This window comes from Mucilaginibacter sp. (genome assembly GCF_035492695.1).
Taxonomy (GTDB): domain Bacteria; phylum Bacteroidota; class Bacteroidia; order Sphingobacteriales; family Sphingobacteriaceae; genus Mucilaginibacter.
Map to the genome: position 1 here is coordinate 98,018 of NZ_DATJJC010000032.1, position 16,173 is coordinate 114,190.

Annotated in this window: 14 protein-coding genes; 2 read left to right on the forward strand and 12 right to left on the reverse strand. The window is 46.7% G+C overall.

Translation table 11 applies throughout. From position 1 onward, the window contains the following. Positions 1 to 8: 8 nt before the first annotated feature. The 4 genes from VL525_RS19415 to VL525_RS19430 form a co-directional block, all read right to left on the reverse strand. Complete coding sequence (locus VL525_RS19415; protein WP_325388747.1) at positions 9 to 977, reverse strand: hypothetical protein; 969 nt, start codon at positions 975 to 977, stop codon at positions 9 to 11. A gap of 4 nt (positions 978 to 981) precedes the next feature. Beyond that, complete coding sequence (locus VL525_RS19420) at positions 982 to 2,805, reverse strand: PQQ-binding-like beta-propeller repeat protein (RefSeq protein ID WP_325388749.1); 1,824 nt, start codon at positions 2,803 to 2,805, stop codon at positions 982 to 984. A 156-nt stretch (positions 2,806 to 2,961) separates the two neighbouring features. Beyond that, positions 2,962 to 3,453 (reverse strand): hypothetical protein, encoded by a 492-nt coding sequence (locus VL525_RS19425; RefSeq protein ID WP_325388751.1) that lies wholly within the window; start codon positions 3,451 to 3,453, stop codon positions 2,962 to 2,964. A gap of 189 nt (positions 3,454 to 3,642) precedes the next feature. Beyond that, positions 3,643 to 4,770 (reverse strand): NHL repeat-containing protein, encoded by a 1,128-nt coding sequence (locus VL525_RS19430; protein WP_325388753.1) that lies wholly within the window; start codon positions 4,768 to 4,770, stop codon positions 3,643 to 3,645. A gap of 113 nt (positions 4,771 to 4,883) precedes the next feature. Here VL525_RS19430 and VL525_RS19435 point away from each other — a divergent pair, with 113 nt between their 5' ends. Next, entirely contained in the window at positions 4,884 to 6,560 is a 1,677-nt protein-coding gene (locus VL525_RS19435; protein WP_325388755.1) for an ABC transporter substrate-binding protein, read from the forward strand. A 150-nt stretch (positions 6,561 to 6,710) separates the two neighbouring features. Here VL525_RS19435 and VL525_RS19440 read toward each other — a convergent pair whose 3' ends face one another. Together VL525_RS19440 and VL525_RS19445 are read right to left on the reverse strand one after the other, a co-directional pair. Continuing rightward, on the reverse strand, positions 6,711 to 7,028 hold the full coding sequence (locus tag VL525_RS19440) for a hypothetical protein (RefSeq protein ID WP_325388757.1): 318 nt from the start codon (positions 7,026 to 7,028) through the stop codon (positions 6,711 to 6,713). A gap of 8 nt (positions 7,029 to 7,036) precedes the next feature. Continuing rightward, on the reverse strand, positions 7,037 to 7,444 hold the full coding sequence (locus VL525_RS19445) for a helix-turn-helix domain-containing protein (RefSeq protein WP_325388759.1): 408 nt from the start codon (positions 7,442 to 7,444) through the stop codon (positions 7,037 to 7,039). Between the two features lie 84 nt (positions 7,445 to 7,528). On the opposite strand from VL525_RS19445, the gene VL525_RS19450 reads away from it, so the two are divergent. Continuing rightward, positions 7,529 to 8,407 (forward strand): NAD(P)H-binding protein, encoded by an 879-nt coding sequence (locus VL525_RS19450; RefSeq protein WP_325388763.1) that lies wholly within the window; start codon positions 7,529 to 7,531, stop codon positions 8,405 to 8,407. Between the two features lie 282 nt (positions 8,408 to 8,689). Here VL525_RS19450 and VL525_RS19455 read toward each other — a convergent pair whose 3' ends face one another. The 6 genes from VL525_RS19455 to VL525_RS19480 form a co-directional block, all read right to left on the reverse strand. Further along, positions 8,690 to 9,241: a hypothetical protein gene (locus VL525_RS19455; RefSeq protein WP_325388766.1), complete on the reverse strand. Its 552-nt coding sequence runs from the start codon at positions 9,239 to 9,241 to the stop codon at positions 8,690 to 8,692. A gap of 313 nt (positions 9,242 to 9,554) precedes the next feature. Beyond that, a complete protein-coding gene (locus VL525_RS19460) occupies positions 9,555 to 10,742 on the reverse strand; it encodes a DGQHR domain-containing protein (protein ID WP_325388769.1) in 1,188 nt (395 codons plus the stop codon). Next, entirely contained in the window at positions 10,739 to 11,293 is a 555-nt protein-coding gene (locus VL525_RS19465; RefSeq protein WP_325388771.1) for a hypothetical protein, read from the reverse strand. The genes VL525_RS19460 and VL525_RS19465 overlap by 4 nt, the downstream gene beginning before the upstream one ends. A gap of 4 nt (positions 11,294 to 11,297) precedes the next feature. Next, entirely contained in the window at positions 11,298 to 12,095 is a 798-nt protein-coding gene (locus tag VL525_RS19470; protein ID WP_325388773.1) for a Dam family site-specific DNA-(adenine-N6)-methyltransferase, read from the reverse strand. 813 nt (positions 12,096 to 12,908) lie between these two features. Then, positions 12,909 to 15,173: an aconitate hydratase gene (locus VL525_RS19475; RefSeq protein WP_325388775.1), complete on the reverse strand. Its 2,265-nt coding sequence runs from the start codon at positions 15,171 to 15,173 to the stop codon at positions 12,909 to 12,911. A 361-nt stretch (positions 15,174 to 15,534) separates the two neighbouring features. Next, positions 15,535 to 16,155 carry a polysaccharide deacetylase family protein gene (locus VL525_RS19480; protein ID WP_325388777.1) on the reverse strand — a complete coding sequence of 207 codons (621 nt, stop codon included), beginning with the start codon at positions 16,153 to 16,155 and terminating at the stop codon, positions 15,535 to 15,537. Positions 16,156 to 16,173: the final 18 nt, after the last annotated feature.

Here is a 16,173-nt window from a genome sequence, read left to right on the forward strand (position 1 = left end):
ATGCGGTTTTACTTTAGCCAGTTCCTATTAAATTTCACCCAATAAATATCATCGTTGCCATTGCCCGGGCCCGATAACATGCTCTTAGTTTCCCGGTAATTTTTTGCCCTCCCGTTTTTAAAAGCGGGGTTCATGCGGTTGCTTGTAAACACCAGGTATTTTTTATCCGGGGTTACATAAGGGCAATAATCCAGGTAGGCCGAATTAAATGGGGCGGGGAGATGCTTCACAGGTAACCAGTCTCCGTTCTGGTTTTTCCTGCTTATATAAAGATCTCCGCCGCCCATATCGTCAGGCCGGCCGTAGGATGAGAAGATAATAAACTGCTCATCCGGGTCGGCAAAGGCGTTAAATTCGTCGTATTTGGTATTAATATCTTCGGGCAGGCTTTCGGGTTTGGCAAAGCCTGTACCGTTCCATTTGCATATCACAATATCCTCGCTCCCCTTCCCATAATCCGCTTCAACGGTAAAGTACAGGTTGCCGCTGCGCGCGACCGACGGGTAAAATTCATTTTTACCTGAATTGACAACCGTGCCGAGGTTTTCGGGTTCGCCAAACCTTCCCCCCGGCAAGCGTTTGACGCGCCATAGGTCGAAGTCCTTTTTAGGCTCGCCATTGACCGGCCTGTCCGACGAGAAATAGATAAACTGCCCGTCCGGTGAAAATGCCGCCTCCAGGTCGCGCCATTTGCCCGAGAAGGGCGCCACTTCCGGATCGCCCCACTGCCCGTTCTTTTTGGTCATGCGCAGGATGGTGCTCAGCGCAAATCGCGGACCCTGCACCGTAAAATATATCTCGTCACCTTCGGGCGAAATAGCAAAATCGCGGTTATTCAAACCATCTGAAAGGATGCCTTCGGCAAATATTTGAGGCGTATCGGCTGCTGCGCCATTACCGGGATAACTGCCCTGGGCATACAAACTGCCGGCGGCGGGCAGCAGGGCGATGGCGATATATAACCGGAGATGCTTCATGACGTTACTTAAGTCCGTATTCCGCTACGCGGGTTATAAAGCTCAGGTCCCGGTCGCCCTCACCTGCCCATATCTGCACAAAACCCGAGCCTGAGCTTTTATGAAATTTCTTTACCCAGGCCGATGCCAGCCCGTTCTCGTCCATCCCCAATATAATATCCACCTGCTTCGGGTCGATACTAAGCGGGGATGCCCAGAAAGACTGCACACCCCAATCTTCCCCCGCTCTGGTGCGGAAGGCCGGCTGGTTGCCTTTGTACGACCGCAGATCGTCGGGGCCGTATTTAATACCTATCACACTATCGGCATACAGGAAGCTGCGCAAAACGACTGCCTTATATTGCGCATCGTATTTCAGCACCAGCGGGTCGGTAGCTGTTACTACCACTTTCCCCCCGCCTTCAAGGTAACCGCGCAGGGTTGAACTTTTCTCTCCTTTGGTTATTTCCTCCGGTAAAAAGTTGGTGGCAAATACGATGACGGAGTTTTCGGCCGAATCCGTTTCGCCGATCAGCTTAATCAATTTTTCCTTATCCAAACGCTTATAACCGTTATCGGTAAGGTATTTCCTGATGCGGATGTCGTTCCCGTTTGGGGCCGGTATGCCTTCATCCCAAAACACGTATTTACGGGCCGTAACTGGTGAGGCATGACCAATACCCGGTTTAAGGGCATAAAGAAAGCCATCGTCCGAACCAACATAAAGCAAGTGCCCGCCGATAACGGGCGAAGAGAACACGATACCGCCCGTTTGAAAACTGGTGAGTTTACGGCCGGTTTTTAAGTCGAGGCAATAGATAACGCCTTCGTGACTGCCGATATAAACCTTATCGCCATCGATAATGGGCGACGACCATACCACATTCACTGTATGGTATTTCCACAATTGTTTACCGGTATTCAGGTCGACCGCCTGTACAAAATGGCCGTCCGAGGTTCCGGTTACTACGATATTATCTTTTACCGCAACTGCCGATATGATCCATGAAACTTCATGATCGACGCGCCACAATTGCTTTCCTGTATTTTTATCAAGGCAATACAAAAAGCCATCGCGGCCGCCAATGATCACCTTATTGCCGGTTACCAAAGGCGAAGCAATGATTGCCCTGCGGTCGAATGAAAATTTCTCATTCTGCATGGTATGGCCTTCTATCTCAAAACACCATTTTTGTTTACCATTATTAAGGCCGACCGCGTAAAAATTACCTTCGGTATCCCCGGCATAAACGATATTATCAGCAACGGCGGGTGAGCTCCGGACGATGCCCCCGGTTTTAAATTTCCATTTGACTCTCCCGGTCGCCTCGTTAATATTATAAATACAGCCGTCCTTGCTGCCTATCAAAATTTGCCCTTTGACGATGGCCGGCGAGGAATAGGTATAGTCAAATGCCCAGTCGTAGTTTTTGGCGGGGCCGAGGCCTGTTTTCCAGTTTAATTTTCCTGTGACCGCGTTAAGTGAATAAAGGCTTTGCTGATTATCGCTGAAGAAAACATTCCCATGGTGCGCCGCTGCCGACGAATTGATGGCATAGCCTGGTTTGAATGTCCAGTTGATCTTTCCTGTGTTTTTGTCCAGGCTATAAAACACGCCCCGGCTGCTGCCGAAATAGAGTGAGTTGCCCGCAACTACCGCGGTGGACCTGATGGGCGCATCCGCATCAAACTTCCAGGCGCATTCGTTAAAGAAATCTTTGATGCCCGAATTATAATTGCTGTTGTGTGCCGCGGTGCCACGGTACATATCTTGCGCGCTGATACGCCCGGTGCCTAAAACAAGCAGGAAAAGCAATAGCAGGATGATGGGCCGGGCAGTTTTGGTCATGTGATTGCGTGGTATTTTGGTCTTAACCAAATATAAAAGCAACGCCGATGCCCTTTATCACCCCTAAAGGGGGAATTTAACTGTACAGAAAAGCATTGCAGGGATTTACCTGTTCAAAATCAAATATTTACGAAGGTTTGCGGGTTACCGGGACATTCAGGCGTCCTGTTCCTGTGCCGATTCTTCGGTTTCGGCCTGGCCAAAAAGTTTCTGTAGTTTTTTGATCTGGCGCTGACGGTTAAAAAACTCGTCCATCAGGTAGGCCGGTATAAAACCACCCATCCAAAAAGCCGCCACAAACAGGTTAGACATACCCTGCACCAAAAACAAGGTAGAAAGCACGCAGAAAATAAAACCGAAAAGCGAGTAATAATTAGCCTGTTTTATTTTCAGTTTGAAGCCTTTTTCCTTAAAACCCAGCCTGAAAGGCGCGGTCAAAAGCGGTATAAACAGGAAATAAAACAAGTTTTTTTGCGACAGGGACAGATCGTGCGAAATATTTTTCCGGATGTAATTGTTCAGTTTCTCTATTTGTTTCGACTTGTAATTCTTGACTTCCTCTTCTGATATCTTCCGGCTGGCCAGTTCTTCAAAAGCTACAGACACGGCCATTTCAGTATAGCCAAATTTATTGTCTATGATTTCCATCAGCTTTTCTGTAGGCAGACTGGAATACGTTAGCTGTAGCTCTTGTTTAGAAACCATCCAAAAAAAGGGTCAATAATTGGTGTTTATCTGACAGATAATATCAAAGTTAGCTGTAAGTTTTATTTTATCCTAATAAAACGGAATAATTATTTTATATAATAGTTACAGCAAATTAATCTTTAATTACTTTTAGTTAAAAGCTGATTTTCTGTGGATTACCGCAATTACTGTAACTATACCGTCCGGTGTAATTTTCCGTATTAAATTATTATTTTCATCCGAAACATATATGTTTCCCAATGCATCCACGGCCAACCCGACTGGTGTGTTAAAGCTTGCATTAGCGCCAGTTCCGTTTGCTGCCCCTTTTATTCCGCTGCCGGCAAAAGTACTTACTGTACCGTCAGGTATTATTTTACGTATCTTATTATTTCCGGCATCAGCTACGTAAACATTGCCGGCCCCGTCAACAGCTATACCGAAAGGCGAATTAAAACTCGCAGTTTTTCCGATTCCCTCGCTCTTTCCGGCTGTTCCGTTTCCGGCAAGAGTACTTACCAGGCCCGTGGGCGTTATTTTACGGATAGCATTATTACCGTTATCAGCCACGTAGATATTACCTGTGGCGTCAACAGCCACACTTTCAGGCAGGTTGAACCTGGCTGTGGTATCCTGGCCGTCTGCCATGCCGGAAACCCCTTGTTTTCCGGCTATGGTACTTACCGTGCCGTCGGCCGTTATCTTGCGGATAAGGTCGTTGCCATAATCGGCCACATAAACATTTCCGGCCTGGTCGGCAGCTACTCCCAGGGGCGAATTAAAAGTAGCCTGGGTTGTGCCGTCATCGGCCCCTGCAACACCCGTTCCGGCAAAGGTGCTTACGGTACCGTCAGCAGCTATTTTGCGGATCACATTATTGCCCGCATCGGCAACAAATACATTGCCCGATGCATCCGCAGCAACCGAAAAGGGCTTATTAAAGCTTGAAAGCGAATCCACACCGTTGGTTAAACCCAGCACACCTACCATGCCAGCAAGCGTGGTGACATTGGCAGCAGGGTCGATCTTCCTTATAAGCGAATTGCCCTGGTCGGCCACATAAAGATTTCCCGCATTATCAAACGCTAAACCAAATGGATGATCAAACCTTGCATCGGTACCTAAGCCATCTCTATATCCAGCTGAATCGCTGCCGGCGACAATAGTTGAATCGGTAAAAGGATTGGGCGATATCAGCTCCTTACCGCAGCCAGTAAAAGTGGACAGGAAATACCCTAACGATGCCAACGCGAATAATGCTGTGATATATTTCCTCATTCTTCAAAGGTAAAAGGATAAAGGCGAAAGGGCAAAGGTAGTTTTGTTAGGTGAAAATCACCTTTCGCCTTTGCCCTTTTACATTTGTTCTCAAAATAATATCTTTAGCCTTGATGATCAAACTTGAGCTGAAGGGAATAAACAGAGTTGTGCCGAGACTAATTACCTTTCACCTTTTACCTTTCGCCTTTATACTCCTTCTTCTTAATTCATGCCATACCGATAACGCCACACCGGGCAAATCAGTGTTCAACATCAACCTGGATGAGGGCCTTACCTCGCTCGACCCGGCCTTTTGCCGTAACCAGAACACCATCTGGATGGATAACCAGCTTTATAACGGGCTGGTGCAGATAGACGACAGCATGCACGTTCAGCCTTCCATTGCCAAAAGCTGGGAAGTGTCGGCCGACGGGCTGCAATATACTTTTCACCTGCGAAACGATGTCTATTTTCATGATGATCCCCTATTTAAAGATGGCAAGGGCCGCAAAGCTGTCGCAGCTGATTTTGTGTACAGCTTCAGCCGGCTCATCAACCCGAAAATTGCAGCCTCGGGTTCGTGGATATTCAGCGACAAGGTGAAAGACAATAAAGCCTTTATCGCCCTTAATGATACTACGTTCCGCATTGTACTGAAGGCCCCCTTCCCGCCCCTGCTTACGCTGCTTACCTCGCAGATAGCCTCGGTGATACCGCGCGAGGTGGCCGAGCATTACGGCAAGGATTTTCGCAATCACCCTATCGGCACCGGGCCGTTCAAATTCAAATACTGGAAAGAGGGCGAAGTGCTGGTGTTCCTGAAGAATGACAGGTACTGGGAAAAAGATAAGGACGGCAGCCCCCTGCCCCATTTAGATGCGGTGCGGGCAACCTTCATCGGCGACAAGCAAACCGCTTTTATGGAGTTTGTGACCGGGAAGATCGATTTTCTGAACGACATTGATGGCAGCTACCGCGATGATATCCTGACCAAATCGGGCCAGGTAACGCAGAAATATAAGGGCAAGTTCATCCTTAATTCGGCGCCCTACCTTAATACCATGTACCTGGGTATGCTGGTTGACACTAATTTACCCATCGTCAGGCATTCGCCGCTGAAACTGCTAAAGATCCGCCAGGCTATCAATTATGCCATCGACAAGCAAAAGATGATCAAATACCTGCGCAACAGTATGGCCACGCCGGGCAACGGCGGATTTGTGCCCGCAGGCATGCCGGGTTTTGACGCCGAAAAAGTTAAAGGCTACACCTACAACCCCGAAAAAGCACGGCAGCTTTTAGCCGAATGCGGTTACCCCAACGGCAAGGAATGCCCTGAAATAACGCTGACTACCACCATCGGCTACCGCGACCTGATAGAATACGTGCAGGGCCAGCTTGACCAGGTTGGTATACGGACCAGGGTGGAGATAGTGCAAAGCGCCAGCCTGCGCGAGCTGGTATCGAAGAACGGCGTAAACTTTTTCTATGGGTCGTGGATAGCGGATTATCCGGATGGGGAGAATTACTTGTTACTATTCTACTCCAAAAACAAGATACCCTGGGGGCCGAATTATACCGGCTTTAACAATAAACAATTCGACTGCCTTTTTGAACAGGCCTACCACGAAGCCGACGACCAGAAGCGCTACGCCCTGTACCGCGAGATGGATAACATCATTATGCAAAACGCCCCAGTAGTGGTGCTTTACTATGATAAGCTGGTGAACATGTACCAGAACAACATGACCGGCATCAGCAAAAATGCGTTGAATTTATTGGTGCTGAAGAGGATTGTGAAGCGGTAGGGAGTCAGGAAGTCCGCATAAGTCGGAAAGTCCGGAAGAATAAATAGGTCATGCCGAACTTGTTTCGGCACCCCACTTACTAAGTAAGTCTCCTGAAAGGTTTCCTGTCCCGTGGGTTCCTGAAACAAGTTCAGGATGACATCATTCGACTTAATCCTCATACTTAACCACCTCGGCCACCATGCGGTTGGGTTTACCGGTGATGGTCGAGTCAACCCCAAGGATGATCACGGCATCGCCGCCGGCGCGTTTGGCATCCATCATCATTACATGGTCGTTTTCTTTATCCAGGTATTTTCGATTCGTCAGTTTACCTATCACTTTGTAATGCCGCTTTACTTCGGCAGCGGAATGATAAACGTCCGCCGTTTTAGTTTTGGGATATTTTGCGCCGACGTATTTGCCTGGCTGTACGCAGGCGGTGAGCAGCAAGCAAAATGCGGTTACCAGCAGATAAAGGTTTTTCATAATGCAATTTAACTATGTCCCGGAAAATCGTCGATACTTTTAGAAACATAAATATTGCCGGCGTTGCGCTTGCTGTCTTCGATACCCCAAACAGCCATGGCGGCTAATACTGGCCCCAGCTCCTGGCCACCGGGTGTAAGGCGGTAGGTAACATAAGGCGGCACCACGGGCTTCGATTCGCGCACTACAATATTGTCGTTCTCTAATTGTTTCAGGTGCTGTATCAGCATTTTTTCGGTTATGGTGGGTATGGCCCGGCGCAATTCGCTGTAGCGCTTGCTGCCCGACAGCAAATGATACAGGATAATGGGTTTCCAGAACCCGCCTATCTTATTCATCACGTAAGTTACGGGACATTCGTTAAGGGCGAATTTTTTGTTTTCCTGTATGGTCGAACTTTCTTTTACCTGTGTCATTGATACATACTTTAGGGTAAGTACTTGTATAAAAGTAAGTACAAATATACCTTTGTTCTCAACAAAAACAAAAAAATAATCATCATGAAAATTACACTAACAGGCTCGTTGGGAAACATCAGCAAACCCTTAGCCAAACAATTGATAGCCGCCGGTCATGAAGTGACCATCGTAAGCAGCAGCGCAGATAAAGTAAAGGACATTGAAGCATTAGGTGCCAAAGCCGCCATAGGTTCCATTGCCGACGCCGCATTTTTAACCCGCGCCTTTGCCGGGGCCGACGTGGTGTACACCATGGTTCCGCCAAACTTTGGCGTTACCGACTACCGCAAATACGTAAGCGACAGCGCCCGCAATTATGCTGAAGCCATCCGCAACAACAACATTACCCGCGTGGTGAACCTGAGCAGCATCGGCGCGGATATTGACGGCGGCACGGGCCAGATATCGGGCGTACACGACGGCGAAAAGGTGCTGAACGCCCTGGAAGGTGTGGCCATTAAACACCTGCGCGCCGGGTTCTTTTACGTCAACTTTTACGCCAATATCGATATGATAAAACACCTGGGCTTTATTGGCGCCAACTACGGTGCGGATACGCGCATGATCATGGTACACCCTGAGGATATTGCAGCCGCCGTGGCAGAAGAACTGCAAACACCGTTTACCGGTAAAAGCGTGCGCTACATTACCAGCGACGAACGCAGCGCCGGCGAAGTGGCATCCGTATTAGGCGCCGCCATTGGCAAACCCGACCTGAAATGGGTTAAATTTACCGACGAGCAGGCACTCGACGGTATGCTGCAGGCCGGCTTACCCGAACCTATCTCACGCAATTTTATCGAAATGAACAACGCCGTAGGCAGCGGCATTCTGTGGAAGGATTACGACGCCCAGGGCAGCAAACCTACCGGTAAAATTAAGCTCGAGGACTTTGCGAAGGAGTTTGCGGAGAGGCTCTGAGAATAGTTGACTGGTGGTCAGTGACTCGTGATTAGTTAAAATCTTATTTAAAGAGGCAAAGGGCTGTGCGATTCCCGCCCTGGGGCGGGTGCAGGGCGGGGTTTCGCCGCTTTGCTAACGCCTTCCTGCCCTTCCCGGGGGAAGGAACCGCACGGCCCGACGCTTTTTAGCTTTTACTTACTTCCAAGAACATAAAACACCGAAAAAGACAGGCCGTTGCTCACCAGGTTCAGATCGGTATTATCGCCGCTTGACTTGCCTTGTGCACGGCACAACGCAGCATCAGTCCTTTAACGTGTTTTCGATGAAGGATACGAGGTCCTGGTTGGATTTGTCGAAACCCATGAACAGGCATTTTTTTGCTGCCCGGTAGCCCAGGATATTCGGCCGGCTGATCTCGTTGCTTATTTCTTCGGATTGTTTCCTGCCCGGCTGATGCCGGTTATCGGTAACGGTTACGCGGTAATTAACCGTCCCGGTCCATTCGGACCGGGCAAGGCTGGCCTGGTACGCGGATATGCCTATTTTAATGGTTATCTTGCCCGGCTTGGGGGCGCTCAGCGTATCGGGCAGCAGCGTCATTTTGCACGAGGGGAACTCCGATTGCAGGAAGTTTTGCAGAGCCTGCCTTACTTCAGTCCCCTGGCATTCTATTTTGGCCCCGGCCGGTATGGTGCGGCTGTCGAATATCACCACGTCTACAGGCTGCTGAGCGAGAAAACCGGCATTCGGGATGGCATTCACTTTTTCAGGGCAGCCGATATAAACCTTTTGGGCATACGCATGGTAAGTCGCCAAAGCGGCAAAGGCGACAAGCAGGATAAAACCTTTCATGCCGCCAAGTTAGCCAATGGCTGCCATTACGGCAACAAAAACCGTAAAGACAGGGATACATCATCCGCAACCCTGCCCGCAATTCTTGCGTTAGGTTGGGTTAACATGGTTAACACTTCCAATAGCGTACAATACATAAATATTTGATTATCAACATTTTATATAAAACAAGGCAAAAAGAGTGTTAACCATGATCGGAGCGTATATGGCCCGGTGGTGTTGCTTGCGGTTATTTTAATTGAGGACCTGGATACCGGGATTGCAAATCCCTAAACTATTTGGGGCCGGATTGCAAATCCGGACCAACGTGTATCTATTCGTCTTTCAAGTCGTGAATAGTCTTTTCCCCGGTCAAAAGTTTATAGAATGCAGATTCGCCGCCACTTCCTGGCTTAAAATTTCCGGATGTAAAATCTGCGTCAGAAACATTCAAGTTTTCGAATATAGAGGCAAACTCTTCAATTGAAGCAATTCTCCCAATCTCTGTTTGTACGATTCTTATGTAGGCAAGTTTTAGGTATCGCATAAATGCTTTAAAAGCGTTTGAGCGCGGAAGTATATTTCCTTCTTGCTGAATATTCGTCCAAGCGACTGGCCACTTATTCTGAATACTGGTAAAATAGTTAAAAAGGATTAAAGCTATATCATTGTCCCGTTCAGATATAAATAGATTCCTGAAAGGATTTTTAAAAAGTTCGGCGTTGCTGGCAAATTCCGGCTTTTTGCCTTTTAAATATGTCGTCCTGTCTGAAAAGGGGTCTGGCGAAATCAATTTAATTAAAGATTCCACAAACGCAGCTTGCGTTAGCGGCTCCGATGCTTCTCTACCTTTTGTTTTGACTCCAAGTCTTTTAATTCTGTGATAAAGTGGACTTCTCTTATCAGCAGAATCTAGAGCAACTGCTATTTGATGACAAGTCTTGAAAGGGCTTCTCACTTTAGCTAAACCTTCGAGATCATAAACCAAACTTCTGCTAACTTTCGTCTGTGCTAAATTAACGGTGGCAAATATATTGGCCTGTTCATCAATATCCAATCCAATAAAAATGACGACATTTAACTGAAAATCCAAAAAAACATTATCTAGTGTTCTATCGTACGAACCAGCATCATTAATAAATGCGGCAATTCTATGTTGTCCGTCGAGTATTTTAGCTATTTTATCCACACTGATCGACTCACCTTCAAATTCAGAAGTAAAAGGCTTCAAGGTAAGAGCTCCGTCGTTTCCAAATTCAGCACAATTTTGATCTATGGCTAATACCACCCCTGTTGGAAATGCAGCATCAGGAGCATCAAGATATCTTCTGATTTCTGCAACTCTACCTTTATCCAAAGGCCGTTGGATGCCTAAATATCTTTCAATATCCCTGTCCTCGATTCTGCGCACATCGGCATATGATATTTTGATCAGATCCTTCGCGCTGATGTTCCCGATAAAAAAATCACCAAGAGGTTGGGAAACTTTAATTACTGGAAGCGTTATTTGATTTGTTGTCATTGCTGCGGCCTATTTAAACTATTAACAAACCCGGCGTTAAAATCATCTTGCTGCTGAGCTCTCATTATAGAAAACGATGTAAAATTTCTGCCATGATAAACAGCATATACCCGAAAAATAAGCGCTATCAAAAAGAAGATCACGGTAAGCTTAAAATAAAGATTAATTCCATGAGGTTGAAGATCAATTTGACTTACCCATCTATTTTTTGCGATTAAATATAAAACGACCGATGCAATATATACCAATAATGTTATGATCGAAAAACTATGTAACCATGGGAGTCGGTAACCAGATCCCTGCAACCTGGTAAGCAGATATAACGATGGTGCTAAGAAGCTTAGGCAATACGATAATATTTCTCCAGGAACTATTTTATTTGCAATTGGTTGTGTTAAACTATTAGCTGGAATGCCAGCAATGATAATATTGATAATTAAGGGCAGTAGCGCAAATAGAGTAAGCCATCCAACCTCTGCAAGACTGCCTCCTAAAATCCTATAATTAATTGACGTGAAAAAACGCTTTACCAGAATCCAAATTCTTTCCATGTGGTTAACATTTAATTGCAAGCTCACTGTAAGTACCTCTGGATAAGGGGTTGCCCGCTATAACACTCGCTCTATCGAGCGTGGTCGTATTGCCTATGCCATTATAAAGAGTCTTTATGGATTGGTGATTAGCATTGAGAAGCAATATTTCCGCGCCTCTTTTTTGGGCTCTAAGGATTGCATTTTTTAATCTTTCTTGATCGCCCCATGTGAAAATTGTTTCGTTATATTTTACGAATCCGTTTAAATTATGTTTAACTGTATATGGTGGATCAACAAAAACAAAATCACCTTCGTTGGCTTTGTCGATACTACGTTCAAAATCGCAGACTTCAATCTCGACATTTTGCAAAATATGAGATACTTCTGCGAAATTATCTTCCGAGAGAAGAACTTTAGTCTTTGTGCCTATCGGGACATTAAACTCGCCTTTTTTATTTACTCTATATAATCCATTCCAGCACGTTCTATTTAGATAAATAAATCTTGCCGCTTTATTAATTTGGCTCTTCGGTCGGCTCGCCCTTATTTTATAATAAAATTCTTTAGAATGGCGCTTATCATACTTAATTAATATTTCTAGCAAATCTTCCCAACAGTCCCTTATAATTGTGTATGAGTTTATTAAGTCAGAATTTAAATCGCTTAAAATTCCGTTTCGGGGTTGAACGTGAAAAAAAACTGCGCCACTTCCTAAAAATGGTTCTATATATCTATTAAATCCATTATTTTGAGGAAGCAACCCTGTGTCTCTATTTACAAGCCATCGTTTGCCACCTGCCCATTTTAAGAAAGGTTCCATTTTCAAAAGTAATCAATTGTGCGTTAACGCCCTCCGTTCAGATGCGACAAACGTTTCCGAATTTGTGTTAGGTTTTTTTAAAAGTGAAATCTATTACAAATCGTATACTTTATCAACCCGTGAAAACACCCTATTTTTCAATAAGTTACAACAGCCAATATGCGTTTCTGAGTAACAGAGGGCATATTGGTTAATTTGTAGTTAATTCGCCCATTTTTCACTACCTACCTGAATGAAGCAAACATTACAAAACATAAACCCTATTTAGGTGTGATTTGTTAATTGGTGATTGGTTAACTTGTGATTTGTTAATTAGTGATTAGTGGTTGGCGATTGGCTGATTTGGCATACACTAACCCCAAAAATCAAATCACAAAAAACTCACAAACCACAATACACCAAGTGTTTAAACCGTGCACATTTTGGGCCGATATTGGTTTGAAATTGGCTTATCAGGCCTGCTATGGCATTTATACAATTTTAGCGGATATTTCCTATCAAAAGTGGTCCATATTTAACTAACTGGCAATGAGGGAGTAATTTTACCGGTGTTCACGGAATGTATAAAAATGGGCCACTTTTAGTGCTTAGTGTAACGAAATTAAGCCTGTTTATCAGCTTATTAAAGCCAACCTATGTTTGGCAAGCGGCGTTTGCGTGAACGTGTTTGAGTATTACACGTACACTATGTTGAGGAATTGGGTGAAAGGTGAAAGGTGAAAGGAGAAAGGTGAAAGGTGAAAGGAGAAAGGTAATTAAAAGGCGAAGGGTAGAAGTTTAAACCTTTCCACCCTTCGCCTTTAACCTCCTTCACTATGCCATTTGGCGTCGTATTATATTCAACGCCCCGCCCGCCTTAAACCATTCTATCTGCTGTGCATTGTAAGTATGGTTTACCGGGAAGGCGTCGGTTGTGCCGTCCTTGTGGTGCAGCACTACGGTTAGCTGTTTGCCCGGGGCAAATTCGGTAAGGCCCTTGATGGAGATGGTATCATCCTCCTGCACCTTTTCATAATCAGCCGGATCGGCAAAGGTGATGCCCAGCATACCCTGCTTTTTCAGGTTGGTCTCGTGTATACGGGCGAACGATTTTACCAGTATGGCGCGCACACCCAGGTGGCGGGGTTCCATAGCGGCATGCTCGCGGCTCGAGCCTTCACCGTAGTTTTCGTCGCCTACTACCACGGTGCCTATGCCATGCGCTTTGTAATCGCGCTGGGTGGCAGGTACCGGGCCGTATTCGCCGGTAAGTTCGTTCTTAACGCTGTCGGCATTGCCATTAAAGTAATTGATGGCGCCAATAAGCATGTTGTTGGAGATATTATCCAAATGCCCGCGGAACTTCAACCACGGACCAGCCATGGAAATATGGTCGGTAGTACATTTGCCCTTAGCTTTAATAAGCAGGCGCAAACCCGACAGATCAGTGCCTTCCCACGGCGCAAACGGATCAAGCAATTGCAAGCGCGATGATTTCGGGTCAACCTTTACCTCAACGCTGCTGCCGTCTTCGGCAGGCGCCTGGTAACCGGCATCCTCTACCGCATAACCCTTTATTGGCATTTCGATACCTACCGGCTCGTCCAGCTTCACCTGCTGGCCGTCGGCGTTGGTAAGGGTATCGGTAAGCGGGTTAAAGGTCAGATCGCCGGCAATGGCAAACGCCGTCACTATCTCGGGCGAAGCCACAAAAGCGTGGGTATTGGGGTTACCGTCCTGGCGTTTGGCAAAGTTACGGTTGAACGAAGTGATGATCGAGTTTTTGCGTGTCGGGTCGTCGGTATGGCGCGCCCATTGGCCTATACAAGGGCCGCAGGCGTTAGCCAGCACCACGCCGCCTATCTGCTCAAAAGTATCCAGGTAGCCGTCGCGTTCAACGGTGTAGCGCACCTGTTCCGAGCCAGGGGTTATAGTGTATTCGGCCTTAGCCTTCAAATGTTTATCGATAGCCTGCTGCGCGATAGATGCCGCGCGGGTAATATCTTCGTATGATGAGTTGGTGCACGATCCTATCAAACCTACTTCCAAAGTAGCCGGCCAGCCGTTTTCCTTAACCGCCGTCGCGAATTTGGAGATGGGCCATGCCAGGTCAGGCGTAAACGGACCGTTCACATGCGGCTCCAGTTCATCCAGGTTGATCTCTATCACCTGGTCGAAGTAGGCAGAAGGATTAGCGTATACTTCGGCGTCGCCTGTCAGGTGTTCTTTAATGGTATCGGCTAAAGCGGCAATGTCGGCGCGCTTGGTACCTTTCAGGTACTCGGCTGCTTTTTCATCGTATCCGAATATGGAAGTAGTAGCACCTATCTCGGCACCCATGTTACAAATGGTTCCTTTACCTGTTGCGGAAAGCGAACGTGCGCCTTCACCAAAATATTCAACAATGGCCCCTGTTCCGCCTTTCACCGTCAGGATACCGGCCACACGCAGGATAACGTCTTTGGCCGACGTCCAGCCTGATAGTTTACCGGTCAGGTGCACGCCTATCAGCTTAGGGAATTTAAGCTCCCACGGCAGCCCTGCCATCACATCGCAGGCATCTGCGCCACCAACACCAATGGCTATCATACCCAAACCGCCCGCATTAGGTGTATGCGAGTCGGTACCGATCATCATACCACCCGGGAAAGCATAATTCTCCAGCACTACCTGGTGAATGATACCCGCACCCGGTTTCCAGAAACCGATACCGTATTTATCCGATACCGATGCCAGGAAATCGTAAACTTCCTTGTTCACATCTTTGGCGGTCTGCAAATCGGTATCAGCGCCAACTTTGGCCTGTATCAGGTGGTCGCAATGCACGGTACTCGGCACAGCAACCTGCGGTCGACCCGCCTGCATAAACTGCAATAAAGCCATCTGCGCGGTAGCATCCTGCATGGCCACACGGTCGGGTGCAAAATCAACGTAGTCGGTACCACGGCCATAAGCTTTATGGGCGTCGCCTTCAGAAAGGTGGGCGTATAAAATTTTCTCGGTTAAGGTAAGGGGTTTGCCGGTCGCGGTACGGGCAGCAGCCACGCGGGTGCTGTAGCGATCGTAAACCTTTTTGATCATATCTAAATCAAAAGCCATTGTATTTGATCTTTAGGTGAAGTAAAAAAACAGGGCCAGGCCACACAAAAGCCTAACGCGGCGAATTTAGGAAAATTACAGGTAAAATGCCGTCAGTGATTTGTACAAATATAATTTGGAGGGGTTCTAAATTAGTTTGCAGTGGGCAGTTTGCAGTTGAAATGGATCATTTGGATTACCTATGCTAACTGCAAACTAAAAACTGCCAACTGAAATAAGGGCGTTGCCTGCGGCCGCGCTTTCCGTTCATACTGCACAGGCATTAGCCGCAGGGCCGGTATACACTTCAATCGCTAACGCGGGCACAATTGATAGTATTGAGTTTGCAAATGCAGTTATTCTGCAAACTCATCACTGCCAACTACACTAACGAGCCAAACTCCCACCCTCTCCTGCTCCACTCTTCCATCGACTTTGGCAAAACATATTGCAGCCGGTCAAAGGCTTTCAGGCTATCGTGAAATACGATGATGGAACCGGGTTGGGTGTATTTCAGCACATTCCTGAGGCAGTCTTCAGGACTTAAATTGATATCAAAATCGCCGCTCAGCACATCCCACATTACTATCTTCAGGCCGGGTTTTGCCTCCCGTAGTAATTTGATCTGCGATCTTTTGATGCGTCCGTACGGCGGGCGGAACAAGTTGGAACCGGCAAGTTCATCAGCTTTTAAAAAATTATCCAGGTAGGTTCTATCGTCTGTCTTCCACCCTTTTAAATGATTAAAAGTGTGATTTCCGATAGCGTGGCCCGCATTTTTTACCTGTTCAAAAATATCGGGGTGCTTCTTTACGTTATCGCCGATACAGAAAAAAGTAGCCTTTGCCTGGTACTGTTTCAAAATATTTAAAACAAACGGTGTAACAATGGGTATAGGCCCGTCGTCAAAAGTGACGTAAATACAGGTGCTGCTGCGGCTGTTATTCCACAAAAGACTGGGATACAATCGTTTTAAAAGCCACGGCGTTTTTACCAGGTACATTTTTAGCAGATAGTTAAT